Origin of the sequence: Microseira wollei NIES-4236 (genome assembly GCF_020521235.1) — a bacterium.
In the GTDB taxonomy this organism is placed as follows: domain Bacteria; phylum Cyanobacteriota; class Cyanobacteriia; order Cyanobacteriales; family Aerosakkonemataceae; genus Microseira; species Microseira wollei.
The window spans coordinates 13,381-35,255 of record NZ_BLAY01000105.1 but is presented as its reverse complement, the minus strand read 5'-3'; the positions used below and the strand labels follow the sequence as shown (position 1 = coordinate 35,255).

The window sequence follows — 21,875 nt, the reverse complement described above, 5'->3', positions numbered from 1 at the left end:
AAAGTGGGCTTTCTTTTTCTTGTCCCCCCCTTGGATAAAGTGGGCTTTCTTTTTCTTGTCCCCCCCTTGGATAAAGTGGGCTTTCTTTTTCTTGTCCCCCCCTTGGATAAAGTGGGCTTTCTTTTTCCTGTCCCCCCCTTGGATAAGGGGGGCTAGGGGGGATCGACAGTATTTTTGCCTGATTGAAAAAATCTTACACCAAAAGGGGTTGTTTAAAAACAGGTACACCGTCAGGCGATCGCACAATCTTTCCCGAATTATCCCGTTCCACTGGACAAAAAACATAATTGCCTTGTGCATCTCGCTGCAAGCGAATTCCTCGCGCAGCAGTTTCGTAAGCGGGGGGACAAAACTGAGGAATGCCTTTATATTCGACAATTTCACCCGTTTCATCTTGCAAAATCGGACAAGTTACCAACTCACCCGTCGCATCAAATACCCAATCATTTTTCTCAGGATCGCGCAAGGGAGTAGGATAAATTGGCAAGCCATCAGATGAGAGAATCAATTCACCTTCTTCATCGCGCAACGGCATTAAAAATACAGGTTCCCCGTTAGGTTTGCGAATCAATTCGTTAGTCTCGAGGTTGCGTAAAGGAATCGCACTGGGTGCGGGTAGTGTTATTTCTGATAATTCTGGGTGCGGTGGGTGCAAGCTGGGTAATTCCCCATCGGTGGGAATCTCGTAATGGCGGGTATATTGCACCGCTGCTTTGTGGAAACCCAATCTTTCTAATAATGCGTGGATTCCAGTTTGTTCGGCTGAAACTAGCACGTCAATATCGGTAACTTTGAGGTTTTCTGCTGTTTGAATTCCCGCTTCGATTAGTTGTGCGATATGCCTCCGGCACGCTGGCGCGATCGCATCCGGTTTCCGATGGTTTGGTTGCACGTACAATCCCAAAACCGAACCGACGCGGCGGGGTTGAAACGGATTTTCTAATTGTTGGTATTGCCGCAATTCTTCGGGTAAGCTAGCGGGTGGAGTTTCGTCGTAAGTGTAGGTGAAGAAAAAGCCAACAATAATTTTCGATTCAGTTTCGCCGTCGTTATATTCTAAAACCCAACAGTAGGAAAGCGGTTTGCTTAATTGATAGGCGACGTATTGCTCAAAATCATAATTGGGTTTGAGCAACATCGAGGGGTCAACCGATTCCCGTTCTTGTGCGAAGGCGGTCATTAGGGGTGCAATAGATTTTGCATCTTCGGTAGTTGCAAGGCGATGAGTGTATGCCATAATTGTGGTTTAGAGTTGTGGTTGTCGTGGATTTTATTTTTTGGATAAAAGTGATGTTTGAGCGTGGTTTAATTTTGTCATCCATAACAAGCGATCGCATCGCAAATTAGATGTAGGTGAAGTTTTGAGGGATTAAACTTGTAGGTGCGATATCTTGCACGACACCAATTAAAGAACTGCCACCATTGAACAGCCTGTAAATCCCAGTATCCAAAGCACTTGTTCCAGCTTTATTGATAGCATGCAACGAGTATTGAGTCCTAGTTCCACGCAAGCTGATGCGATCTTCAGCGACTACAAAGTCTGTAATCAAAGCAGATCCAGACCCTTGTCCGGAAATCAAATTACTCAGAACAAAAAGGTCGCGTCCGCCTCCACCTGTTAAAGTGTCTAACTCTGAAGATATAACATTTTCAGGATCGATCAAATCGTTGCCATCTCCACCAAAAAGACTATCGTTTCCTACTCCACCGTAGAGAGAGTCGTTACCTATATCTCCTGTCAAAATGTCGTTGCCTTCTTGCCCAAAAAGTCTATCGTTGCCAATTCCTCCGGAGAGATAATCGTTACCAAAACCACCCTCTAATCGATCGTCGCCGCTTTCACCAAACAAAGAGTCGTTGCCTTCATCTCCGTACAACAAATCGTTTCCACCACCACCGAATAGTAAGTCGTTACCACCTCTACACTACAGGAATGGGTATTGCTATGATGATGGAACATCCTGTGCCAGGTCAGGGAGGTCGTCATCGCCAAACCATCTCTTATGGACAACTCCCCGACATCAGTCTTTCATCAAGAAATGCACTGGCTAGAGAGATTAAAGATGCGCGAACCATTTATCGCCGTCAGTCACTCTACACGCCAGAAAGACGTAGTCTACAGGAAGTCATCCGGTTAAATAAGTTAGCTTGGTCGGGGACTTTTGAAAAGCGAGGAAATAGCTGATGCAAGAAACTAACTGGATTAGCATCTTAGAAGCCAATAAGCTGATGCGATCGCCACAACAAGTTACAGCGTTTGAAAATGCTTTAGCCGAACTTGCTAAGAATCCTAAAACCGAATAATTGCCGGATTTACATCTCATTCTAGACGAGCGTTGCGAACAGCCAGAAGTCATGTTTAGCCTCATACATTTTCTAGAATCGTTTGATTTTTCAGCACAGCTTAAAGCCTTCATTGCAGTTCCCAAACCATATTGGTTGCTCAAGATTAAACTAAAATTATCCACACGCGCATTTTGAACGATGATTCTGCTTGTCGTTTGTATCGGAATATTTTGCATGAGGTTAACTCCCAACAGCCCAATTTTATTCGTCAATTACTCGCAGAAAGTGCAACTCACCGTTTAACCTGTCTAGATTCGCAATTGGGGTTAGCTACGCAAGTTTGAAGAATGGGATTCTCGTACCGAAACGCTGCGCGATATGCCTCCCTTCCGCACTCGCGATATGCCAAGGGCACGCTACGCAAACGCACTCTTTTATCCATCAACTGAGGTTTGAATTCAAAACTTTTCGTTTTTGTTTGCGTCTTAACACAGACGCGGCACTTAAAGCACCGAATACCAAACCCAATACCGCAGAAGGTTCGGGAACAGACGCAGGTTTAGGAATAGGTGTAGGTGTGAATGTAGGTGTGGGTGTAGGTGTGGGTGTAGGTGTTGGCCCCGCATTTAACACCACATTGTCGATGCTACTCAGATCTAAACCTTTGCGATAATCCCCGTTAATTCTAAGTGCGCTCAAAGATGAAAGTACCGCTAACATTTCATTGCGAGTCGCAGTTAAACCAGTCGCCAAGTTTTTCCATCCAAAGGATTCGTGCAGGAGAATGTTGTAACCTGTCCAACCTCTGCCAGGGTTGTAGGCAGTATTAAAAGATAACGTGCGACCCCCACCCATTAAAAGAATATCGCTAGTAGTTTCACTTTGATGACTGGTTTGCCACTGCTTGAGGTCAAATGTCAATATTCCCCCGTAAGCAGCTGACATATTACCCAAAAATTTCCCTGGTGCGTCCCAAAACCAACTACCCTGTTCCCGGTCTGGTTCTGTTAGATATCCGCCAGATCCAAATATTCTGGGGACATAAATCGGGCTAAAAAAATTCCAGTTTCCAGCGTTATATTCAGCAATTTTCCAGCCTTCACTACCGCGATTAAAGTTGCTCGATGCTAAAACAGCGGCGCGTACAGGGGTAGGCAAGGTTACAGCGATCGCTAAAGGTAATGCACTCAGAATAAACGTTTGATGGAATCCCAATTTTTCTCGTTTCATAACACCCTCAAGTAATATCTCACATATTGCATCTGCCCACTCACCCGCCAGGGATTAAAATCCAAGGGCTTTTAGCTCAAGTCCACAGTGGACTGGGAAGCTTAATCTGCGATTCTGCGCTCGATTTCAGTCGGTTTTAACCGACTTCAGCTATGAGACCGGAACTTAAGTTCCGGGCGGGCTGTGATTCTGCGATCAATTTCAGTCGGTTTTAACCGACTTCTGCTATTAGCGCGGAAATTTATGTCCGGGCGGCCTGACTGGGAAGCTTAATCTGTGATTCTGCGATCGATTGCAGTCGGTTTTAACCGACTTCAGCTATTAGACCGGAAATTTATTTCCTGGCGGGCTATGCAAATGGCGCAATATCTGAGCTACGCAAGCGTATTCAATCCTGGTCTGGCGCACAGCATTGCGACAACTGCCAGCCGCGTTGCTCTTCCTCCTATTTCATCTGGTTTTATGTTTTTTAGTTGCTTCTCACTATACAAAGGTGATTCTAGGTTGTCAAGAGAGCGCAAAAAGTCAAAAACCCCATGAACCCTTTATTTTAGGCTGCTACAAGCTTTTTGCTAAGGAAAGCCAAGAGCCGCTACATACAATATCACTTAAATTATGGTGCGGGGTGGTAAGAGAGCGATCGCTATCGGTTGTGACTGGGTTGCGATCAGAACGCCTCTAATCGCTGATTTATTAGACTTGGACCGAATTTAAGCTCAAAGGCAGGCGAGACGCCTACCCCACAAGAGTTATTGGAGAGGTTTAATAGAAAAAAAGTACGGGTGGAAGCTGCTGTCCGTCGAACGCACTTCAAACACCACTCTCAAGTACAAGTGTATCTTTGAAGGCGAAACTCAATTTCCTGATTACAGGTCGGACGAAGATTAATGGGACGCAAGTACATTATTTTTAGAGCAGACTGGCAAGAAGAACAGGGTGCAGAAAACAGATTGCTCGCTCATACAGGAGCTTGTACCGATATTCTGGCAGAGCATTTTGATTCTTCTAATCGACCGATTCCCCAACCCGGCTATCGAGTGCCCCAATTCCACAATATTCCAGCATTTGACGCTCCTCAGTTCCCCGGTACGAGTACCTATTGGTGTCGCGGAAATTGGGAAGTGGTGCGAGTAGAACAGTATCCAACAGGTGCGACAAACAGCGAGTTTGAAATGGTGGTGATTTGCTATTGTCAATATTCACCAATTCAGGCGGAACAGAAGCCAATTAAACCGATAGATGCAACACAGTCGGCAGAAAAAACGACTGCCTTTTCTGGGGGATAAGCGATCGGGTAGCGTGTGCGTAGCACGTATCGCTTTCATCTCCATAACACCCAAATCCCCGACTTCTCGCGAGAAATCGGGGATATAGTCGCTGCTGTTGGATTTTCAAACTTCTGTTTCTTCTTCTGTAAAAATAGGAGGCCATAATTCAGAAACGGGCAACTCCCAACCGGAAAAAAGTTCTGGGATAGTTAAGATATTGCCATTTTCTAAAACCGTCGGTTCGCCGGTAGAACGATAAATTGTCACTGTCTCTTCATCAGGGTCAATCAAAATTCCCACGATTGCTCCTAGTTCTATGAATTTATTGACCTTCTTTTCGAGGGTTTTAATTCTATCGCTTTGGGATTTAATTTCTACCACTAAATCGGGGACTAATTCTCCAAAATAACGCGGACTTTGCCGCAGACGAGAGGCTCGCACAAAGGAAACATCGGGTGCTTTCAAGTTCGCATCCGGTAAGATGAAACCGCCTGCGGAGTCAAAGACTCGTCCGAGGCGGCGGGGGTAGACCCAGTTAGCCAGCAATCGGCTGAACAGAATGGCAATTTCACTTGATACGATGTCTGATGGCCCCACAATCGAAATGCTCCCGTCTTCTAGCTCTACCTGGTAATCTAAACCAGCTTCAGCAAAGGCGGCTTGAACTTGCTCTAAGTCTTTTATTGTCATCATTGACATCAGAACGTTCTCCTAGTCTGAGACTCTCTCTTATTTTATAATAAAATTAGCGAGTTAAAAAGACCAAAATGACCAGCACACCAAAGCAAGAACCAACATTGTCAGATGTAATTGAAAAATTAGACAAGCTATCGACGAATGTGGACAAGTTATCAACGGATGTGGACAAGCTATCAACTGATGTGGACAAGCTATCAACTGATGTGGACAAGCTATCAACTCATGTCGAGAAGTTCAACGACCGATTTAGTAACTATCAGCAAGCAACTCAGTGGGTGGTGCAACTGGCTTTTACTCTAATTGCCAGTGCTACTATCACAATCATTATCAGTTCGGTTTTACGTCGGTAATCAAAAGTATGCGAGCATGTGGGAAAGAAAGCGATCGCCCAGGCTGCTTGTTAATATAAAGTCCTCCAGATGTGAGAGAGCAACTACCCTGAACTCAACCAAAAGCGATCGCTCTTGGTTGATGCCGGATTTACTTTGGACGTTTTACTTCAATTTTGTACACCACCTCGTCTTTCGGTTCTTCTTTGGGTTTGGGTTTTTCCCGCTCCTGCATCAACAAACCCGACACAATTGCGCTCAGCGCTATCAGCAAACTGCCTTGCATAATCCTGATTCCTCCCAATCAATTTCAAAAGTCAATAGATGCACCGCCGAAGCTCTGGAAATTAACGCTAACAAACTTTCATTTTTGGCTGACGTTTCCGCAACAAGCCAACCAATAAAGCACTTGCAATTAAACCAAAAATCGAAGTTGGTTCCGGTACATATTTTTCTAATTCTTCAGGAGCTTCCCAGGTAATGCTAATGCGATTGTCCAGAGTTTCATCCCAGTCATCGTATTCGTAAGACTGTTCTAAAATGGGAAACTGGAGCAAATCGGTTGCTGAAGCATACTGAAGATTTGTAGGCGTAAAACCCGTCCAAGGATTGGTTGGATTGCTCGTCCAAGAACGACCGAGAATCAAGTTAATCCAATTAGTATGGGAAGAAACGCGAGTAGAAGCAGATATATCGCCATAACCAGCGCGTCCTCTAATAAACGAGTTAACGCCAGCTACTCGATTGTTGATCAACATTCCGCCACCGCTATCGCCAGGAGCGACGTTATATTCCAGGTTTAACGGGATGCTGAGGCGATCCGAGGAATTGGCGGACAAAGGCGAATCGAAATCAGAAACGAGGACGCGATCGCTAAATCCCAATCGACTCCCCAAACCAATAATATTCTGTCCCCCACGTTTGACCCCTTCGTTGCGTACCCATCCGCTTAAACCCGTCCCCGTTGCGCCATACCCCACATAAGTACCAACTTGCATATCCTCGCTGAGATCGCTAAACGGCGGTGCTGGGGTAACATTAGTGACCGCAGACCTAAGTCTGAGCAACGCGATATCGAAACCCGCACCCAGATTTCCAGAACTACCCAGCCATCCCCGGTGTCCGATGGCGTTGGTGACAGTATACCGTCCCGACCAAATAGCCGCTTGATTTTGCATCGGGTCAATCAGCGGCGGTTAGCACCCACTGGCGATTAATCAGCGTCCCGGAGCAAAAACCTTGACCGTTCAAAAACCGACGCTAGCAAACGAATTCCCCTGCGATAAGCCAAGTCGCTCACATCGTGCCGAATCGTTCCCGCAGGAGCGATACCGCTAAAACTAGCATTTGCAGCAATAAAGGCAGCAAAAATGCAAAATTTAGTCGCTATGTTCATATATCTGCTCCAAAACAGTGAATTTTGCTCAATTGGAGTCATCTCAGGCCACCCTTTTCACCCAGCCGTGCCGGAGAATCTCACCCTGTGGCGCTAAGGGTTTCTTGCTTAAGTTTGGTAACTTAAGTTTATTTATTGCTTTGCTGTAAAGCTGGCGTCAATAAGGATAGGGTAAAGTTTCCGTGCAAAAGTAATCTCACTTAAAGTAAAATTAGCAATAAGGGTGAGCAGACCTCACGAAGATACCAGAAACCCGGTTTTTTGCAGGTACTTCTATAAAGGCGATCGCTTGGGTGGGGTAAAGGAGTGCGAGGAGCGTGGCGTCAGCCGTATCGCATAGCGTGTGCGTAGCACGTATCGCATCTTCTGTCAGGATATTAGCTATAATTATGAAAATAGATACTTTTTGTATCTAGTAAAAATAACCTTTTAATCATGTCAGCCAGAGATATCTTTCACAACACAGTGCGTTTGGCTTTGGAGAAAGATGGATGGACAATTACTCACGAGCCTCTGTTTTTGCAACCAAGTCAGCGAGCTAAAATGAAGATAGACTTAGGAGCAGAAAAGTTACTTGCGGCTGAAAAGGGCGCTCGCCGAATAGCCGTAGAGGTCAAAAGTTTTGTGGGTTTATCGACCATATCGGAATTCCATACGGCTGTAGGTCAGTTTTTTAACTATAAGATAGCCCTCGAACAACTAGAACCAGAACGAGTTTTATATTTGGCTGTACCAAATGATATTTATTGCAACTTTTTTACAGATTCGTTTGTTCAAGAAGTAATTGATCGCTTGCCAATAAAGTTGTTAGTTTTTGTTGTTGAGAAGCAGGAGATAGCGTTATGGAAAGACTAGATTACCGCCAATTAATCGAGAAAATAATTCAGCAACATGCTAGGGAACAATCGGAAAAAGAATTGGATAAAGTTCAAGTCGTTTTTGATAAAGAACGAGATAGCTATTTATTGTTGTATGTGGGATGGCGGGAAGAAGAACGAATTCATGGATGTCCGATTCATATCGATATCAAAGATGGAAAAATTTGGATACAGCAAGATTTTACGGAAGAAGGACTGGCTAATCAGTTGGTAGAATTAGGCGTACCGAAAACGGATATTGTTTTGGGATTTAGAGCGCCTTATGTTCGGCAGTTTACTGGATTTGCGGTAGCGTGAATTCTTAATGCGTTCGCGCCAGCGTGCGGTCGGCATATCGCGCTTGTTTTTCAAGCGATCGCCCTCTTGTGCGCTTCACTAGCGATCGCTCCTAGTAAGTCGAGTAAAGGAGTGGGTTCGCGTAGCGCGTGCGTAGCACGTATCGCATATTTTTTTGAAGTGCGATCGCAATTTGTTGAGTTGGGAATGTTTGCTATTAGCGAGCGCTCGCATCTGTTAGTTTGACAAAGAGAGGATGTTCGGGTGCGATCGCGCAGGTTTTGGGAAGTGCGATCGCCTGTGGGAAAGAATGCGATCGCAAGTCATTTTCAGGGATTTTGCAATGCCTGTTGCTGTTGCATTAGCGACTGCAATTGTTGCTGGAGTTGAGCCAATCGCTGTTGACTAGCTCCGATGTAAGGTGGCAAGCTAGCAGCCAATTGTTGCGCCTGTTGGTTGGCTTCATCGCGGTATTGAGCTGCCATATTAGCTGCTGCTTGTGCCTCGTTTCGATTGGCTTCGGCTTGTGGGTTATAAATCCAGCCCTCCACAGGATATGCTATGCACCCACGCCAACAAATCCACCACCAGCCTACAATTCCCCTAGTAGAAATCTGGCTATTCCAGTAGTTGGCTGCATTTTGATAATGTTGCCGTTGTTGTTCAAAGTGATTGACTGCTGCATAAGCTTGGTTAATTTGATCTTGGTAGTTTTGCAGCGCTGACTGATGTTGCTGAATCTCTAATTGATTGGCGGCAATTAGAGTTGGCAAATCAGCCAGCGTTAAGGAAAATTTGGTAGTTCCTCACTGGGAATTCCATCTGGCAATAAATCCAAAACCGTATTTGGAGCATTTGCTGAAATTGATGAAGAAATTGAATTCAAGGCATTAAAGATTGGCAAAATCCGATCTGGATCGGTGCCATCCAGCAGGGGATGGTATAGAGGGGGAACTCCTCCTGGCAAGAAACGCAAAAGCTGTTGTCGCTGTTGAGGGTTAAGGGCATTCCAAGCATTGACAACATCCGCAGGCAGCGGAGGACTCGTTGGAGTACCTTGCAAAAGGGGCAAAAACTGCGGCGGTGTCCCAAATTGCAGCCATTGTGCAAGTAGGGGCGGTAGTGGAGGATTCATAGCAGCCAAAGTCTGAAGCAGCGGCAAAATGCCATCTGGATCGCCGTTGAAGAGAGGGCGACCATAAGGGCTAGAAATTCCACTTCTCAAAGCAGTTTTTAGTTCTACTGGCAACCTGCTCCAAATTGCTTGGAGTGCCACAAACCTTGGATCTCGCTGTGGAGGTGGATCTTGGGGTGGTTGTTGTTGTTGCTGACGCCGCCTGTGCAACCACCAAACCAGTCCGCCAATTGCCCCACAAGGGCGAGTCCGCCAAAGATCGCGCCAACTTTGCCGAAGACAGGCAAAGCGATGAATTTAGAAACAACCTTGGTGAAGAAGCCTTTAATTTTGGAGAAGATGCGGCGAGCTTTAGAAAAGAAACTCCAAACTTTCTTGCCAATGCTTATGACTTTTTTAACGACACCGACTACCTTTTTAACGACATTGACAACCTTTTTAACGACATTCGTCACCCGCCGGAAGAAATTCTTCACTTTCTTGAAGAAACCTCTGGCAGGACGTTCGCCAAGCGTTGTTGAACCCTCGTCAATTAAGTCTAAATCGATGTCCGAATTTTGCCCTGGTGTGTAGGATTCTGGTTTGGTTTCCACCGCCATTTGCATGGCAACAGCTAAACTCAATAAACCTACTCCCGTTTCGGCATCCCAACCCGGTGTCCCCAAATCTAAAGCCGTTTTCTTGAGGATATCTATCACCTGTTTAAAGCTTAATTGGGGATTAGCCGCCCAGACTTGAGAAGCGGCTCCCGCGACTTTAGCGGCGGCGATAGAAGTCCCGGCAATTTCCTCCCCGGATTCGATGGAACTGCTATCAATACTGCCGATGTTGTTCAGTTCTCCCAAAGCCGCTTCAATCGCTTTTTGTGCGGCTTCAAAGGCTGTTGTTTGCTCTTGAGTTGATAGATTTTCGATGTTAGCATTCGTGTCGTAAGGCTGGGTTTGATCGACTGCCAAAGCTTTGTTAAAAGCCTCCAGTTGTGCGGAAGTTAATAGTTTAGATAAATCAACTTCTCCCTCATTGGTTGCTGCTGCTGTCTGGGGTTGCTCTGGCATATTGCCATAAGCTAAGATGTCGAGTTTGGTTCCATAGTTAGAATAGTCGGCTCGTCCTGTGCCATCAAATGCACCAACGGTGATGATATTATCAAATTCCCGCGAAGCTTTTCCTAATGCAGATATATTCGCTTCGCCTTCGTTGCCAGCAGCCGCTACAATCAGAACGTTGTTTTGGCGAGCATATTCAATTGCGGCTTTTTCTGCTGGTGTAAATTGAGTGCGAGTGACAACCGTACCGTCGGGTTTAGTTTCAGTTAAATCAAAGCTCAGATTAACAATGGCATTGGGTTGTTTAGATGCTTTTGCCCCATCGACAAATTCAATTAAAGACTCGTGCCATTTACCGGAACCTACTGCACGTCCTAGCCATAAAGGTGCATCGTCGTTGACGCCATCAATGCCGATGTTATTGTTTTGAGTAGCGGCAATTACTTCTAGAATTTTTGTGCCGCGATCCGCGTCGTCTTCATTTTCATTTGCAGCAATTAGGGGGTTGTTGTCGTTGTCGATGAGATCGCGCCCCAAAATAATCCTGCTGAAGTCTATATCGGGATTTTTGTCAACAAATCCGGTATCGATAATTCCCACTAACGGCTGATTTGCTTTGGGAAATTCATACTTACCAGCTAAAACCCCAATATCAGACAGTGGATCGGTAGTTAATTCGGCAATCGCCTTGTCTAATTCAGCTTCCAAGTCACGAATTTCTCGCTCCGCTTGTTGTTCAACGTCTGGAGTGGTATCAACTAAAGCACTGTCTGGTTTGGCAATAATTTGTTGCAGTTGTTCGTTCAGTTGTTTGAGAACGTTGTCAATTTCCGGCACTAATTCGGTATTAATTTCTTTGAGCGTGCTGTCAAATGCAGCAGTACCCATTGATGCATCAGTAAATTTGAGGATTTCTTGTCCTAATTCTGTGTTGCGCCAATCGTTGCTAGGGTTAATAACATCATCGAGATCGATTGCTTTTCCGGTAGCACCTTTGATTTGGAAAATCAGGTCGTTGTAGTCGCGATCGCTAAATCCATTTAACGGCAAATCCTCAAATGCAAAAGTATGACCGTCCCCCGTCACATCTGCTAGCTGGGAGGAAAACGAGAACAAGGGACGCACATCGTTACCAATAGCAGGATTTTCTACTACCTGTTGCACCGTCCCATTAGGAACAAGCATTATGGCAAATTTATCCCCAGGACGCATGGTAAAAGTCTTGCTTCCTTGGTATTCGCCGCTGTTTTGACTTGGCTCTCCTAAAATGCCGTTGAACTTGGCACCTTCGATGCGATCGCGTATCACCACATAACCCAATTCAGAATTACTATTGGCACGTTTTGCAGCTTCTTGAATAAACGCTTCTGACCCCGGTTCTAAATCCTCCATCCCCGTTAAACTAACAATGGCAACTTCTCCCTGATAAGCACCGCCATCAAAGAGAAAATCAATGCTAACTTTGCCATCATTCCCAACCGTAAAACTGCCTATAGAATCCTCTATTGGCTTAGTCTTAGAAACAGGCTGGGTTTCGACAATAGGTTTAGTTTCAGCAACAGGAGTCGTTTCAACTATCGGTTTAGTCTCGACAACAGGAGTCGTTTCAACTATCGGTTTAGTCTCGACAACAGGAGTCGTTTCAACTATCGGTTTAGTTTCAGCAACAGGAGTCGTTTCAACTATCGGTTTAGTTTCGACAACAGGAGTCGTTTCAACTATCGGTTTAGTTTCGACAACAGGAGTCGAAACGACAACAGGAGTCGTTTCAACTATCGGTTTAGTTTCAGCAACAGGAGTCGTTTCAACTATCGGTTTAGTTTCAGCAACAGGAGTCGTTTCAACTATCGGTTTAGTTTCAGCAACAGGTTTAGTTTCAGCAACAGGAGTCGTTTCGACTATCGGTTTAGTTTCAGCAACAGGAGTCGTTTCAACTATCGGTTTAGTTTCAGCAACAGGAGTCGTTTCAACTATCGGTTTATTTTCAGCAACAGGTTTAGTTTCGACAACAGGAGTCGTTTCGAATATCGGTTTAGTTTCGACAACAGGAGTTGTTTCGACAACAGGTTTAGTTTCGACAACAGGAGTTGTTTCGACTATCGGTTTATTCTCAGCAACAGGAGTCGTTTCGACAACAGGTTTAGTTTCGACAACAGGAGTCGAAACGACTATCGGTTTAGTTTCGACAATAGGTTTAGTCTCAGCAACAGGAGTCGTTTCGACTATCGGTTTAGTTTCGACAATAGGAGTCGTTTCGACTATCGGTTTAGTTTCGACAACAGGAGTCGTTTCGAAAATAGGTATACCCTCGACTGATTGTTCAGGTTTAATATCATCGAGCAATTGCTTACCCTGGTTAGAATTGCGCCAATCTTTTGTCTGGTTAATAACTTGATCGAGTTTTATCGCTTTCCCGCTTGCACCACTGACTTTAAAAATCAGGTCGTTGTAATCTTTATCCGATCCCCTATCAACTCTTTGATCTTCAATCGAAAAAGTATTACCTTCCCCATTAATATCGGCAATTTGACCGATGTGAAAACCTTGATTGGGATTGGCTGTGACTAAAGAAAATAACGGTCGCTTGTCTGCACCAATTGCAGGATTATTTAACACATCCTGCACTTTACCATTGGGAATTAGCATGAAGCCAAATTTATCCCCCGGCTTCATCGCAAATGTCTTTTCGCCAAAGTATTTTCCGTCGTTGTAATTCCCTTCCCCTAAACCACCGCTAAACTTGGCGTCTTCCGATGCATCGGAAAAGACTACGTAACCTTGCTCCGAGTTGGAGAGCGTACGCACAACCGCCTCCTGAATAAACTCCTCCGATCCGGGTACAAACCGATCCATCCCCTCCAAACTGAAAACGGCTAGTTCACCTTTGTACCAACCGCCGTCAAATAACGGATCTACACCTACCTGTCCGCTCTCACCTACCGTAAAGTAACCGGATATAAGATCCATATCCCAGTCAGGGGATCGACTTTACCCTTAGCAGCCAGATTCAGGTTGTAGTTGGTACTACCGCCAACTTGCAACACCCGCACCGCATAGTTACCCGTCGCTAAGTTATTGAGTGCGATCGCTTCCGCACTCATACCCAAAGCAGCGGAAATATACAACACCTCTCCGCTGCTATTGAGCAGTTGCACATCGGCATTATCGCTCAAACCGTTCAGCGACAGGCTGAAACTACCAGACTCTTTGACGCTGAAGTTATATAAGTCAAATGGATTCGCACCGCCAATCAAACCCGAATAGTTCTGGCTGCTGCTCATACTACCAATATCAAAGATAGACATATTCCCTCTCTTAGAAAATGTCCCGAAGAGCTTGTGAAGATGAAATAGGTCACCCTAGCTTTACCCAGCTCCTGGTATGGTTTATAAGTTATATCACTTAAGTATAAAGGTCAATTACTCCGATCGGCGAGCGCAAAAATCGGTATTATAGCGGTTTGCAGCCCTTAAAGGCGCCTTTTGTGTAGCGGCAGCATTAAGGGTGCCGCTACACAAACAAAGCCTTTTGGCTCTACCTCAATCATTTGCAATCCGCTATATTGCTGGCTTGACGCTGCAAGGAGTAAGCGAAGTAACGTCAATGCAAGGTTTTAGAGCAATACATAACTTGGTTGCGGCTCCCTTTCCGCAACCAAGTTAGAGGGTTTATATCACTTTTGTGAAAAAACTTAACGAAGCTGGGTGGGTGTTTGGCACACCGGGTGCAAGAATCAAGAGCGCTTCCGGCAAAGGCGCTATTTCCAGATTAATTAATCCCCGCCGGGGCGAAATTATCTACAACGGACGCAACATTACCCGTCGTCCATCCCATGAAGTAGTACAACTGAGGATTGCCCACTCCCCTGAAGGACGGCGAGTTTTAGCAAGGCAAACGGTTTTAGATAATTTGGAATTAGGTGCTTATATTCGTTCTAATTCGGCAGAAATTAAGGCGGATATTAATCAACAATTTGAGTTCCCCGTTTGGCAGAACGACGCAATCAACTAGCAGGAACCCTGAGTGGAGGAGAACAACAAATGCTGGCGATCGCGCGCGCCCTCATGAGTCGTCCAAAACTGTTATATCATGTCCGGTAGCAACGGTTGTGTAACTGCTAATAGCTAATCGCTAATGGCTAATGTCAGGAAAAATACTATATTAGCAATTAGCAATTAGCAATTAGCCATCCATACACTACCGATCTCTCGCGGACATGATATTACTCGATGAACCGAGTCTCGGTCTTGCTCCCGCCATCGTCCGCGAGATTTTTTCAATTATTCAAAATTTGCGCGAAACAGGCGTTACTATCCTATTAGTTGAACAAAACGCCAATCTCGCCTTGCAAATTGCTGACAGGGGATACCTGCTTGAGGCGGGTTGTATTACCCTCACAGAAAAAGCGTCGGATTTACTCAACGATCGGCGATTCAAGCAGGCTTATTTAGGGTGATTAAATAATTTTTGTAGCTCGATTTCGTTTAATTTATCCGGAAATTATTTGCTTTAAAATCATCAAATTATTGGTGGCCATTAGAAAAATTAGTATGGTTACACCTACTCTGAAGTATGTTTTCTCAAACCAGAAACGATTGACAGCTAACAGGAGAATTAGGAAAGTGAAGTTACACGAATAAAGAAACATTTCGTTGCCGCCAAAAAATGAGTGTAGAGCCATATTAAATAGGATAGAAAAAGAAACGGCAACGAGAAAAATATTCTGTCTGATAGTTAGCATGTTTCTCAAACAACCAGCGATGAATAAGCTAACCCAGAGAACCGCTCCTATATAACCGATAAAACTATATTCTAAAGGACGATTAAAAAAGCTTAGAACTATCCTACTTGAAACCTGGGGACTAATTGAGCCAAACGGAGATGGGGCTACAAAGTTAACGAGGAAGAAATTTTTGAGAAGTTCTTGAATAACTAGAAATGGCTGATTTAGAATGGTAATTCTTACATAATTTAACTCCTTTTCAAAGGTTTCAGGCAGAAAGAAAAATTTGGCATTTGGGAAGATTCGCCACTGAATAACGCTGAGTATAAAAGCAAAAAATACAACTAAGCTCACATATTCTAAGATGGCGATCGCTCTGCGTTCTTTCTTCAAAGTAAATGCGAGCGCTGTGAAACAAATTACAGTTTGGCTAAAGTTGGTAATTGTTACACCAAACGAGAATAACCCAGCTATAATCCAGTATATATAGTAGATTTTTTGATTCGCCAAACAAATCAAAAATAAAACGTATGTTGCGATGGCGCTACAGCTAGCTAGGGCATAGGTTTCTGGTAGCGTGCTAAATACTAGGTGACTCATGCTCAAACCAAGCACAGCAGTTAGAAGTGCGGTTATTACCCGGTTTTTGGTCAGGAGCCAAAACAGTGTGGATGCTGCTAAAATAGCGAGGAAACCGAAAAAACAGTTGAGAATTACTACCGTTTTTTCTGGGGAAAAAGTTAAACGATACAGCAATATTGCCAATGGATCGACCATCAGTAAAATTAAAGGATGAGAGCCTTTATGTTCCTGGTTGTACTCACGTGAAGTCCAACCAGGAATTGTTTCGGTATGATCTGCGCCAAAAAAATTATAATTGTAGAATTCTGGTATTAGGCGCGCTCCTATTATGAGGTACAGGACGTAAAACAGCAGAGATAGGGAAAGTAGAAAAATAATATTTTTTTTATGATCATATAAAATTATGATGAAGCTTTTAATATCTTGGGTCAAAAGCTCAGCAAATCTCCGAGGGTTTTTTAATTGTTTATAGCTCGCATATAGAGCTAAGACAATACAAGACCCCAAGGCGTTGGATGCAATAAAGAGCCTATCTGTTCTTTTGATATAAAAACTCAGTGGATGTTGATCGCGTCCTGAGAAAAATTGATTTAATAATTCAAAGGATTCCTCCTTGTAAATTGACTCAACTATTCGATGGGCAAATAGGAGATAGAATACTCCTTCGATGATTAAGAATATTGCTAAAGCCGCGACGACTTTATTGTTGGTAATCCAACCCTTTAAAGTTCTCATTTTTCAGTCAGCGAATCAGGCCAGAATCAGGTTAACTTTTATTCCTGAAGGAATCCAACTTCCAAAGATAGCTAGAAACCAAATTCGTGATTACATGAGCCACAATTGGCACTAACAAATTGCCTGTTGTCAGAACGCTATATCCCAATATAAATCCCACAACGCTTGCCCAGACGGCATAAGGCCATTGTTCTATGCCACTGAGGTGCAAAAGGCCAAAACAAAGGCTGGTGAAAAGTAACCCTGGCATATCTAACCCCAAAGCAGGCAACATAACGCCTCGGAATAACAATTCTTCGCTCAAACCGGGCAATAATCCCAGCCAAATAATATCTGGCAGCAATAAAGGTTTTAGCACCATTTCTAGGTATAAATCCGCACTTTGGCGATACGCAGGCCAAAGGCGATACACCAAGCTACTGGCAGCAGTAATTAAGAGTCCGATACCCAATCCTTGGGGGAATGCCTCGATTTTCCATTTAACAGGCAGTAGGGAGACAGAACCAAAGTGCTGCCACAGCTTGGCGACGACAAGCAATACAATAGCGGTCACGCCCATTGCAATTAGCAATTGGGTGCGCGTCAGGGGTTCAAATTCCGGTTGTTCGGGGAGTGGTTTGGTCACCAGTTCGTGTTATGCAACTTAGGGGTGATAGGTGCGGACGGAGGGCAGCGGGACTAATTCCGGCTTGATGAGCAACTAAAACGCCCAATGCCTCTAAATAAGAGTTTACCCGCAATGCTTTAATGCCTAAAGGTTCGGGGGGAACTCGCAAAACGGTATGATTTTCTGCGACGGCGATAACAAGCGCGCGCTCGCTCAAACTCAAGATAGCACTTCCCCCACAAGCATCGGCAGGGACGACGACAGCGTCTACTTGGTTTGCCCAGATGGTAGTTGCTAATTGCTCATTGCTAATTGCTAATTGCTCATTGCTCATTGCTAATTGTTCATTCTGCCCCTGGGCCCCTCTGCTGACGAACTGCGGGGCGCGACTTAAACCAACGAGGACGCAGGGGAGGAAGGTATAGCCTAATTCTTCGGCGGCGGAACGGGGGGAGAGGTGGGGATCTAAAGCCGAGGGTAGGAAGGCGGGGGCGTGGGCGCAGGGGATTTGGAATTTTCGCACGACTAGGTGACTGATGACCGCTTCTGCACCGGCGATCGCATCTACCCCCTTACCCTGGCGATAGTTTTGCAATGCTTGACTATCGATATCTTCCGGGAAACGGGCGACGACTGCGATCGCTTCTGCCCTCGCTCGTTCAATCAAAACAAGGGCTGCCCGCAACAAGCTATCCGGATTTTGAATTGTCCCCCAGGATGCCCCTGAAGCGGCTATCCGCAGTTCTACTCCCAAAGGTGCATCGGTGATGATGTAGTCTGTCAAACTCAGTCCCAGGGTGGCTCTAGCGGCCTCTGCGGCCTGAATTTGACGCAGTTGCAAGTCTGGTTCAATTCCCCGATCGAGGATTAAACCGATGCGGTTTTGATGCACGGGTTGCAGTCCCCAGCATCCGGCGGCGAATTTGTCAAGTCCGTAGCCTTCGACGTAGAATGCGTTATCGATAGGCCAATAGAGCATAGCGCCGTTGAGGACGTTGGGGTGGGTGATGAGGCGATCGCATGTTTGAGCGATCGCCCGCGCCACGGGTAGCGCATCACCCGCATAACCCCCAATTGCTGCCCCAATGCCGGTGGGGACAATTAATACTACTGTGTAAGGACGTTGGGTCAATTGCAGATTTCAGATAGACTTGGGCGGTGCTCATTGCTCATTGCTCATTGCTCATTGCTCATTGCTCATTGCTCATTGCTCATTGCTCATTGCTCATTGCTCATTGCTCATTGCTCATTGCTCATTGCTCATTGCTCATTGCTCATTGCTAATATAGCATTTTTCCCGATTGAGCCATTAGCTATTAGCCATTAGCTGCACGTTGCTACTACGAACAAAGGGTTTGCCTGTTAGATTTTAGAGGCTGGATTTGTTACGGTAACAATTGCTTCTACGGTGGCTTTTTGCTGTTCGGCATCGACATTTGTAACTGCCCAACGTAGGGGTTCCCCGCGTTTTTTCAATTCTGCTTCAATTTCTTGAGTCAGTTTAGCGGGAGACTCGGTGAGGTCAATTTCTGCGGTAATGAAATGGGTGGTCATAATTTTAAGGTTGTCCAAATTGACGATGATAGACTTCTTCTTCTTTTTCAGTCTCAATTTTTAGATCTGAACGGGGATAGGCGACGCATAGCAGGACATAACCTTCTTTTTGAAGCTCTGGTCCTACACCCATGCCATCAGTTTGATCGACTTTTCCACCATTAATAATTTGGGCGGCACAGGTGGTACAAACCCCTGCATTGCAGGAACTTGGCAATTCTATCCCAGCGGCGTAGGCAGCGCGCAGAATCTTTTGATCTTCTGGCACTTGTATGGTGTGGGTACTACCTTGGTGACGAATTTCGACGTTGTAAGTTTGGGTCATCGTATCTGGGATCTGCTTAATTCTATTAACGGGCGATTGGTAGAGATAGCCAGTACCCGTCCAGGGATTATTTTACCGCTTTGCGGACACTTATTCTATATTAATTTCGCGGGGAGGGGGGGCGGTGTCTTCTTGTTTGAGCGTTCTGGAACCTGTTCGCATATAACCTTTGTACAAGTCAATAAAAATTCTCGTTAAGTCGGATAAGGATATTGTTTCCCCGTGGATTTTAGCTTTCATGTATCTTTTGAGGAGTTCGATATAAGCTAATCCGAGTGCTAGGGTTAAGGTGGCGGCGGTGGATGCTGCGTTCGCGAAGCGTCTCCGAAGGAGATTAGCTCCCCCTATTACCGTACCTGCACCCGGTACCATTTTGATTAAATTGGTCACAATAAATCTGCCGGATGCGGTTACCCCGCCCGTGCCAAAAATGGCAGATAATATCGTACTGATAAATGCTTGCTCAAACGGCATTCCAAAGATAACGCTGATATGTGCCAGCATGGTTGTCTGCATTGGTACTAAAATCAACGAATCGGCAAAGGGAATCGGTGCTGCCCCCACCAATGCGGAACTGGCAACATATCCGGTAACATATTTAAAAGCGGCTTCTGCTTTTAAATTAATACTCGCCATTTGTTCTTTAACAAAGGCTTTTCTTGCCACCTCCGGCAGGAGTTCAAAAGTTGCCTCTACTAAGCGTTTTAACCCGTAACTTTCTACTGGATATCTGCCCACCCGTTTAGATTCGGCTAAGACTGGAATCACATAACTAACGGGGAGATTCTTCTTTTATAAGAATAATATAAAATCGCTGCGTTCTTCCTGATCGACGGAGATAGCTTGAGTCAGGATGAGAATTACCGGAACTTCTTTGAGGTAAAGCGTTTTAATCCAATCTTCCTCGATGTCTTCAAAACGGTGCGCTTCGTGGTTGATACAATACCAAACAACGTGAATGTGTTCTTTAACCGGCAGCAGTCTTTTATCTTCAATTAATTCGGCAATTTCTAGCTGGACCTGTTGAATTTGTGCGGCATCGAGTTCGAGTCCGGGGGTATCGTATACGGTAATCGGGCAATTTTCTTTTGTATATTGCCTGATGCCTTGGGTAATCGGTCTGCCGACGCCGGTTTCTGCCAAGCGATTCTCCTGCAAAGACGCTGCGCGAACGCGAAACACGGCGTTAATCAGCGTACTTTTTCCCACCCCCGTTTTCCCGATTACCAAAACATTACACTGCCCTACTTTAGTTGACGCATTTTTATACGCTTCGCTTATTTTAGTTAAAATATCATCTAACGAAAAATCCCGCTCTGCCATTTCATTTTACTCCATCTTTTCTAAGCAATTACCCATTACCAATTACCAATTACCAATTACCATCACATTTGAGCCAAATGTTCTCTGAGCAATTCGTGGGTGAAACGATAGCGATCGCCGAATTTTTGCAAAAATCTTCTTTCAGTCGCTAAACCCAAAAAACGGGAATAATTCCAGGGGATATAACCATTACGCCAAAGGATGAAACGAAGGATGAAACCTCGCATTCCGGCAATACCGCCCAAGGTTAGACCGATTCCGAGACGGTACGTGCTTTTTTGAGAATTAGTCTGTAACCATTGTGGGGAAATTTGCGACATAGCAAACTCTACCTGCTTGTCTTCTTTCATTCTTTTAGCTAAAAAAATCAACCAAGGACGAGTTGCTTCGGGGCGCGGTTCTTTGCGATAGTACCGACTTTTAATTTTCCGCGTTAGCAGCCAACGAAGGTAAGCATTTAACAAATATTTAAGACGTTCTTCCTTAGAGGGGAGGCGTTTCCAAGCGTGAATTAAAATTTCCTCGTAGGCTAAAGTCATCATGCACAAAAACAGCGGTGCTTTTGCCAATTCCAGCAAGTTTGGATCGTCCTCGATAGCGTACCAAAGCTGGAGACTGCTTGCAGCGACCAAATATGCTTTAATTTGTGCATCCGTCAAGGGTCGCAAATAGACCGCTCCCTGCAATCTTAACCGGGTTTTGCAGCGCTTATAGTCTTCTAGGGGAGTGCAGACAACCAGATGCTTGACTGGATTTTCTCCTACCAGCAGCCGATTAATCGCTTGCAAACATAATTCTCGCTGCCTTGCTTCCAGTTCGTCCAATCCATCGAGTAGGGGCAGTAACTTTTGCTGCTGTATCAGTTGCTTGCCAATTTTATCCTGGATGCCATATTTTGACTTTAGTTCAGCGACGATCCAATCAGCGAGGCTGAGGTTTTTTTTCCAAGATAAAAGGTCAAATAAAACTGGAATCGGTTGTTCTGGGTCGTTTTGGGCGCGATTTATCAAATCTTGGGCAAGTTCCAGCATAGCGGTAGTTTTCCCGCCTCCCAACGAACCCAAAATCAGTAACTTGCCCTGTGAATCGTCAAAAACGTTCGTAACGCTTTTGTCTGGAGGTAACCAAAAATTGGGACGATTGCCGATTTTAACTTCAAGATCGCAAAGTCTCGGCAAGAGTTCCGGTGGTTTTTCTTTACGCAAATCGATTGCCACGGCATTGTGCAATGACTGTTCTAGCCTTTGGTTAACCTCACGCTTGACAGCTTCTAGCAACTTATTAACTAGATGGCGATTAATTTTGGTTGACATAAGCTGCTTCCGCTTCGGGTGAAAGTTCTCCCTCCAAATAACTAAGAATAGCACCCGCTTCGATCAAATCTTCTCTAGCTTTTGGCTGTGGTTGTGGAATTACGGAAATTGTAGCCCTAGGTTTGGGCATTTGGGGCAATGGCGACGCAAATGGGTAAGCACCCCGCCAA

26 protein-coding genes and 2 pseudogenes are annotated in these 21,875 nt (G+C 45.0%); 8 read left to right on the top strand and 20 right to left on the bottom strand.

What is annotated here, in order from left to right:
• Positions 1–193: 193 nt before the first annotated feature.
• Together MiSe_RS29740 and MiSe_RS29735 are read right to left on the bottom strand one after the other, a co-directional pair.
• A complete protein-coding gene (locus tag MiSe_RS29740; RefSeq protein ID WP_226587216.1) occupies positions 194–1,237 on the bottom strand; it encodes a GNAT family N-acetyltransferase in 1,044 nt (347 codons plus the stop codon).
• A gap of 106 nt (positions 1,238–1,343) precedes the next feature.
• The gene (locus MiSe_RS29735) at positions 1,344–1,877 is read right to left on the bottom strand and encodes a calcium-binding protein (RefSeq protein WP_444980568.1); all 534 of its coding nucleotides are present in this window, start codon (positions 1,875–1,877) and stop codon (positions 1,344–1,346) included.
• 56 nt (positions 1,878–1,933) lie between these two features.
• Between MiSe_RS29735 and MiSe_RS29730 the strand changes: the two genes are divergently transcribed.
• Positions 1,934–2,185 (top strand): hypothetical protein, encoded by a 252-nt coding sequence (locus MiSe_RS29730; RefSeq protein ID WP_226587214.1) that lies wholly within the window; start codon positions 1,934–1,936, stop codon positions 2,183–2,185.
• 170 nt (positions 2,186–2,355) lie between these two features.
• Positions 2,356–2,481, top strand: coding sequence for a hypothetical protein (locus MiSe_RS52995; RefSeq protein WP_264196723.1), 126 nt, complete (start codon positions 2,356–2,358; stop codon positions 2,479–2,481).
• Positions 2,482–2,727: 246 nt separating this feature from the next.
• On the opposite strand, the gene MiSe_RS29720 is transcribed toward MiSe_RS52995, so the two are convergent.
• The gene (locus tag MiSe_RS29720) at positions 2,728–3,516 is read right to left on the bottom strand and encodes a laminin B domain-containing protein (RefSeq protein ID WP_226587212.1); all 789 of its coding nucleotides are present in this window, start codon (positions 3,514–3,516) and stop codon (positions 2,728–2,730) included.
• Positions 3,517–4,403: 887 nt separating this feature from the next.
• Between MiSe_RS29720 and MiSe_RS29715 the strand changes: the two genes are divergently transcribed.
• Positions 4,404–4,802, top strand: coding sequence for a hypothetical protein (locus tag MiSe_RS29715; protein ID WP_226587211.1), 399 nt, complete (start codon positions 4,404–4,406; stop codon positions 4,800–4,802).
• A gap of 105 nt (positions 4,803–4,907) precedes the next feature.
• Here MiSe_RS29715 and MiSe_RS29710 read toward each other — a convergent pair whose 3' ends face one another.
• On the bottom strand, positions 4,908–5,483 hold the full coding sequence (locus tag MiSe_RS29710) for a Uma2 family endonuclease (protein WP_226587210.1): 576 nt from the start codon (positions 5,481–5,483) through the stop codon (positions 4,908–4,910).
• Positions 5,484–5,551: 68 nt separating this feature from the next.
• Between MiSe_RS29710 and MiSe_RS29705 the strand changes: the two genes are divergently transcribed.
• Entirely contained in the window at positions 5,552–5,833 is a 282-nt protein-coding gene (locus tag MiSe_RS29705; RefSeq protein ID WP_226587209.1) for a ssr2422 family thylakoid membrane protein, read from the top strand.
• 130 nt (positions 5,834–5,963) lie between these two features.
• Here the strand turns inward: MiSe_RS29705 and MiSe_RS51265 are convergent, their stop codons facing one another.
• From MiSe_RS51265 to MiSe_RS51260, 3 genes are all read right to left on the bottom strand, one after another.
• On the bottom strand, positions 5,964–6,098 hold the full coding sequence (locus MiSe_RS51265; protein WP_264196722.1) for a hypothetical protein: 135 nt from the start codon (positions 6,096–6,098) through the stop codon (positions 5,964–5,966).
• A gap of 67 nt (positions 6,099–6,165) precedes the next feature.
• A complete protein-coding gene (locus MiSe_RS29700) occupies positions 6,166–6,990 on the bottom strand; it encodes a trypsin-like serine protease (protein ID WP_226587208.1) in 825 nt (274 codons plus the stop codon).
• Positions 6,991–7,025: 35 nt separating this feature from the next.
• Positions 7,026–7,208: a hypothetical protein gene (locus tag MiSe_RS51260; RefSeq protein WP_264196721.1), complete on the bottom strand. Its 183-nt coding sequence runs from the start codon at positions 7,206–7,208 to the stop codon at positions 7,026–7,028.
• Positions 7,209–7,643: 435 nt separating this feature from the next.
• On the opposite strand from MiSe_RS51260, the gene MiSe_RS29690 reads away from it, so the two are divergent.
• A complete protein-coding gene (locus tag MiSe_RS29690; protein ID WP_226587207.1) occupies positions 7,644–8,063 on the top strand; it encodes a XisH family protein in 420 nt (139 codons plus the stop codon).
• Positions 8,051–8,383 carry a XisI protein gene (locus MiSe_RS29685; protein ID WP_226587206.1) on the top strand — a complete coding sequence of 111 codons (333 nt, stop codon included), beginning with the start codon at positions 8,051–8,053 and terminating at the stop codon, positions 8,381–8,383. Before MiSe_RS29690 ends, MiSe_RS29685 begins: the two co-directional genes overlap by 13 nt.
• A 308-nt stretch (positions 8,384–8,691) precedes the next feature.
• Here the strand turns inward: MiSe_RS29685 and MiSe_RS29680 are convergent, their stop codons facing one another.
• From MiSe_RS29680 to MiSe_RS29665, 4 genes are read right to left on the bottom strand one after another with little or no spacing between them, the layout of a single operon-like run.
• Positions 8,692–9,135 carry a hypothetical protein gene (locus MiSe_RS29680; RefSeq protein WP_226587205.1) on the bottom strand — a complete coding sequence of 148 codons (444 nt, stop codon included), beginning with the start codon at positions 9,133–9,135 and terminating at the stop codon, positions 8,692–8,694.
• Between the two features lie 11 nt (positions 9,136–9,146).
• Positions 9,147–9,611: a hypothetical protein gene (locus MiSe_RS29675; RefSeq protein ID WP_226587204.1), complete on the bottom strand. Its 465-nt coding sequence runs from the start codon at positions 9,609–9,611 to the stop codon at positions 9,147–9,149.
• Positions 9,602–13,510, bottom strand: a complete 3,909-nt coding sequence (locus MiSe_RS29670) for a DUF4114 domain-containing protein (protein ID WP_226587203.1) — start codon at positions 13,508–13,510, stop codon at positions 9,602–9,604. Before MiSe_RS29670 ends, MiSe_RS29675 begins: the two co-directional genes overlap by 10 nt.
• Positions 13,480–13,848: a PPC domain-containing protein gene (locus tag MiSe_RS29665; RefSeq protein ID WP_226587202.1), complete on the bottom strand. Its 369-nt coding sequence runs from the start codon at positions 13,846–13,848 to the stop codon at positions 13,480–13,482. The genes MiSe_RS29670 and MiSe_RS29665 overlap by 31 nt, the downstream gene beginning before the upstream one ends.
• Before the next feature lie 451 nt (positions 13,849–14,299).
• Here MiSe_RS29665 and MiSe_RS29660 point away from each other — a divergent pair.
• A pseudogene (locus MiSe_RS29660) lies at positions 14,300–14,628 on the top strand (ATP-binding cassette domain-containing protein); the annotation flags it as partial.
• A 137-nt stretch (positions 14,629–14,765) separates the two neighbouring features.
• A pseudogene (locus tag MiSe_RS29655) lies at positions 14,766–14,999 on the top strand (ABC transporter ATP-binding protein); the annotation flags it as partial.
• Positions 15,000–15,032: 33 nt separating this feature from the next.
• On the opposite strand, the gene MiSe_RS29650 reads toward MiSe_RS29655, so the two are convergent.
• The 9 genes from MiSe_RS29650 to MiSe_RS29610 all read right to left on the bottom strand — a co-directional run bounded on the left by MiSe_RS29650 (position 15,033) and on the right by MiSe_RS29610 (position 21,835).
• Positions 15,033–16,583, bottom strand: coding sequence for a hypothetical protein (locus MiSe_RS29650; RefSeq protein ID WP_226587201.1), 1,551 nt, complete (start codon positions 16,581–16,583; stop codon positions 15,033–15,035).
• Between the two features lie 31 nt (positions 16,584–16,614).
• Positions 16,615–17,208, bottom strand: coding sequence for a CPBP family intramembrane glutamic endopeptidase (locus tag MiSe_RS29645; protein ID WP_226587200.1), 594 nt, complete (start codon positions 17,206–17,208; stop codon positions 16,615–16,617).
• A complete protein-coding gene (locus MiSe_RS29640) occupies positions 17,174–18,322 on the bottom strand; it encodes a DUF3326 domain-containing protein (RefSeq protein WP_226587199.1) in 1,149 nt (382 codons plus the stop codon). The genes MiSe_RS29645 and MiSe_RS29640 overlap by 35 nt, the downstream gene beginning before the upstream one ends.
• 230 nt (positions 18,323–18,552) lie before the next feature.
• Positions 18,553–18,744 carry a DUF8621 family protein gene (locus tag MiSe_RS29635; protein ID WP_226587198.1) on the bottom strand — a complete coding sequence of 64 codons (192 nt, stop codon included), beginning with the start codon at positions 18,742–18,744 and terminating at the stop codon, positions 18,553–18,555.
• Between the two features lie 4 nt (positions 18,745–18,748).
• Positions 18,749–19,069, bottom strand: coding sequence for a 2Fe-2S iron-sulfur cluster-binding protein (locus tag MiSe_RS29630; protein WP_226587197.1), 321 nt, complete (start codon positions 19,067–19,069; stop codon positions 18,749–18,751).
• A gap of 90 nt (positions 19,070–19,159) precedes the next feature.
• Entirely contained in the window at positions 19,160–19,837 is a 678-nt protein-coding gene (locus MiSe_RS29625; protein WP_226587196.1) for a YcjF family protein, read from the bottom strand.
• 24 nt (positions 19,838–19,861) lie between these two features.
• On the bottom strand, positions 19,862–20,392 hold the full coding sequence (locus tag MiSe_RS29620; protein ID WP_226587195.1) for a GTPase: 531 nt from the start codon (positions 20,390–20,392) through the stop codon (positions 19,862–19,864).
• Between the two features lie 62 nt (positions 20,393–20,454).
• The gene (locus MiSe_RS29615; RefSeq protein WP_226587194.1) at positions 20,455–21,705 is read right to left on the bottom strand and encodes an NACHT domain-containing protein; all 1,251 of its coding nucleotides are present in this window, start codon (positions 21,703–21,705) and stop codon (positions 20,455–20,457) included.
• On the bottom strand, positions 21,689–21,835 hold the full coding sequence (locus MiSe_RS29610) for a hypothetical protein (protein WP_226587193.1): 147 nt from the start codon (positions 21,833–21,835) through the stop codon (positions 21,689–21,691). Before MiSe_RS29610 ends, MiSe_RS29615 begins: the two co-directional genes overlap by 17 nt.
• Positions 21,836–21,875 lie beyond the last annotated feature (40 nt).

Excerpts from the sequence above, each read along its gene's own strand:
- MiSe_RS29685 (WP_226587206.1), top strand. The coding sequence starts at position 8,051 with ATGGAAAGACTAGATTACCGCCAATTAATCGAGAAAATAATTCAGCAA.
- MiSe_RS51260 (WP_264196721.1), bottom strand. The coding sequence starts at position 7,208 with ATGAACATAGCGACTAAATTTTGCATTTTTGCTGCCTTTATTGCTGCA.
- MiSe_RS52995 (WP_264196723.1), top strand. The coding sequence starts at position 2,356 with ATGTTTAGCCTCATACATTTTCTAGAATCGTTTGATTTTTCAGCACAG.
- MiSe_RS29700 (WP_226587208.1), bottom strand. The coding sequence starts at position 6,990 with ATGCAAAATCAAGCGGCTATTTGGTCGGGACGGTATACTGTCACCAAC.
- MiSe_RS29730 (WP_226587214.1), top strand. The coding sequence starts at position 1,934 with ATGGGTATTGCTATGATGATGGAACATCCTGTGCCAGGTCAGGGAGGT.
- MiSe_RS29715 (WP_226587211.1), top strand. The coding sequence starts at position 4,404 with ATGGGACGCAAGTACATTATTTTTAGAGCAGACTGGCAAGAAGAACAG.
- MiSe_RS29650 (WP_226587201.1), bottom strand. The coding sequence starts at position 16,583 with ATGAGAACTTTAAAGGGTTGGATTACCAACAATAAAGTCGTCGCGGCT.
- MiSe_RS29740 (WP_226587216.1), bottom strand. The coding sequence starts at position 1,237 with ATGGCATACACTCATCGCCTTGCAACTACCGAAGATGCAAAATCTATT.
- MiSe_RS29620 (WP_226587195.1), bottom strand. The coding sequence starts at position 20,392 with ATGGCAGAGCGGGATTTTTCGTTAGATGATATTTTAACTAAAATAAGC.
- MiSe_RS29610 (WP_226587193.1), bottom strand. The coding sequence starts at position 21,835 with ATGCCCAAACCTAGGGCTACAATTTCCGTAATTCCACAACCACAGCCA.
- MiSe_RS29615 (WP_226587194.1), bottom strand. The coding sequence starts at position 21,705 with ATGTCAACCAAAATTAATCGCCATCTAGTTAATAAGTTGCTAGAAGCT.
- MiSe_RS51265 (WP_264196722.1), bottom strand. The coding sequence starts at position 6,098 with ATGCAAGGCAGTTTGCTGATAGCGCTGAGCGCAATTGTGTCGGGTTTG.
- MiSe_RS29710 (WP_226587210.1), bottom strand. The coding sequence starts at position 5,483 with ATGTCAATGATGACAATAAAAGACTTAGAGCAAGTTCAAGCCGCCTTT.
- MiSe_RS29690 (WP_226587207.1), top strand. The coding sequence starts at position 7,644 with ATGTCAGCCAGAGATATCTTTCACAACACAGTGCGTTTGGCTTTGGAG.
- MiSe_RS29665 (WP_226587202.1), bottom strand. The coding sequence starts at position 13,848 with ATGTCTATCTTTGATATTGGTAGTATGAGCAGCAGCCAGAACTATTCG.
- MiSe_RS29635 (WP_226587198.1), bottom strand. The coding sequence starts at position 18,744 with ATGACCACCCATTTCATTACCGCAGAAATTGACCTCACCGAGTCTCCC.
- MiSe_RS29630 (WP_226587197.1), bottom strand. The coding sequence starts at position 19,069 with ATGACCCAAACTTACAACGTCGAAATTCGTCACCAAGGTAGTACCCAC.
- MiSe_RS29705 (WP_226587209.1), top strand. The coding sequence starts at position 5,552 with ATGACCAGCACACCAAAGCAAGAACCAACATTGTCAGATGTAATTGAA.
- MiSe_RS29720 (WP_226587212.1), bottom strand. The coding sequence starts at position 3,516 with ATGAAACGAGAAAAATTGGGATTCCATCAAACGTTTATTCTGAGTGCA.
- MiSe_RS29670 (WP_226587203.1), bottom strand. The coding sequence starts at position 13,510 with ATGGATCTTATATCCGGTTACTTTACGGTAGGTGAGAGCGGACAGGTA.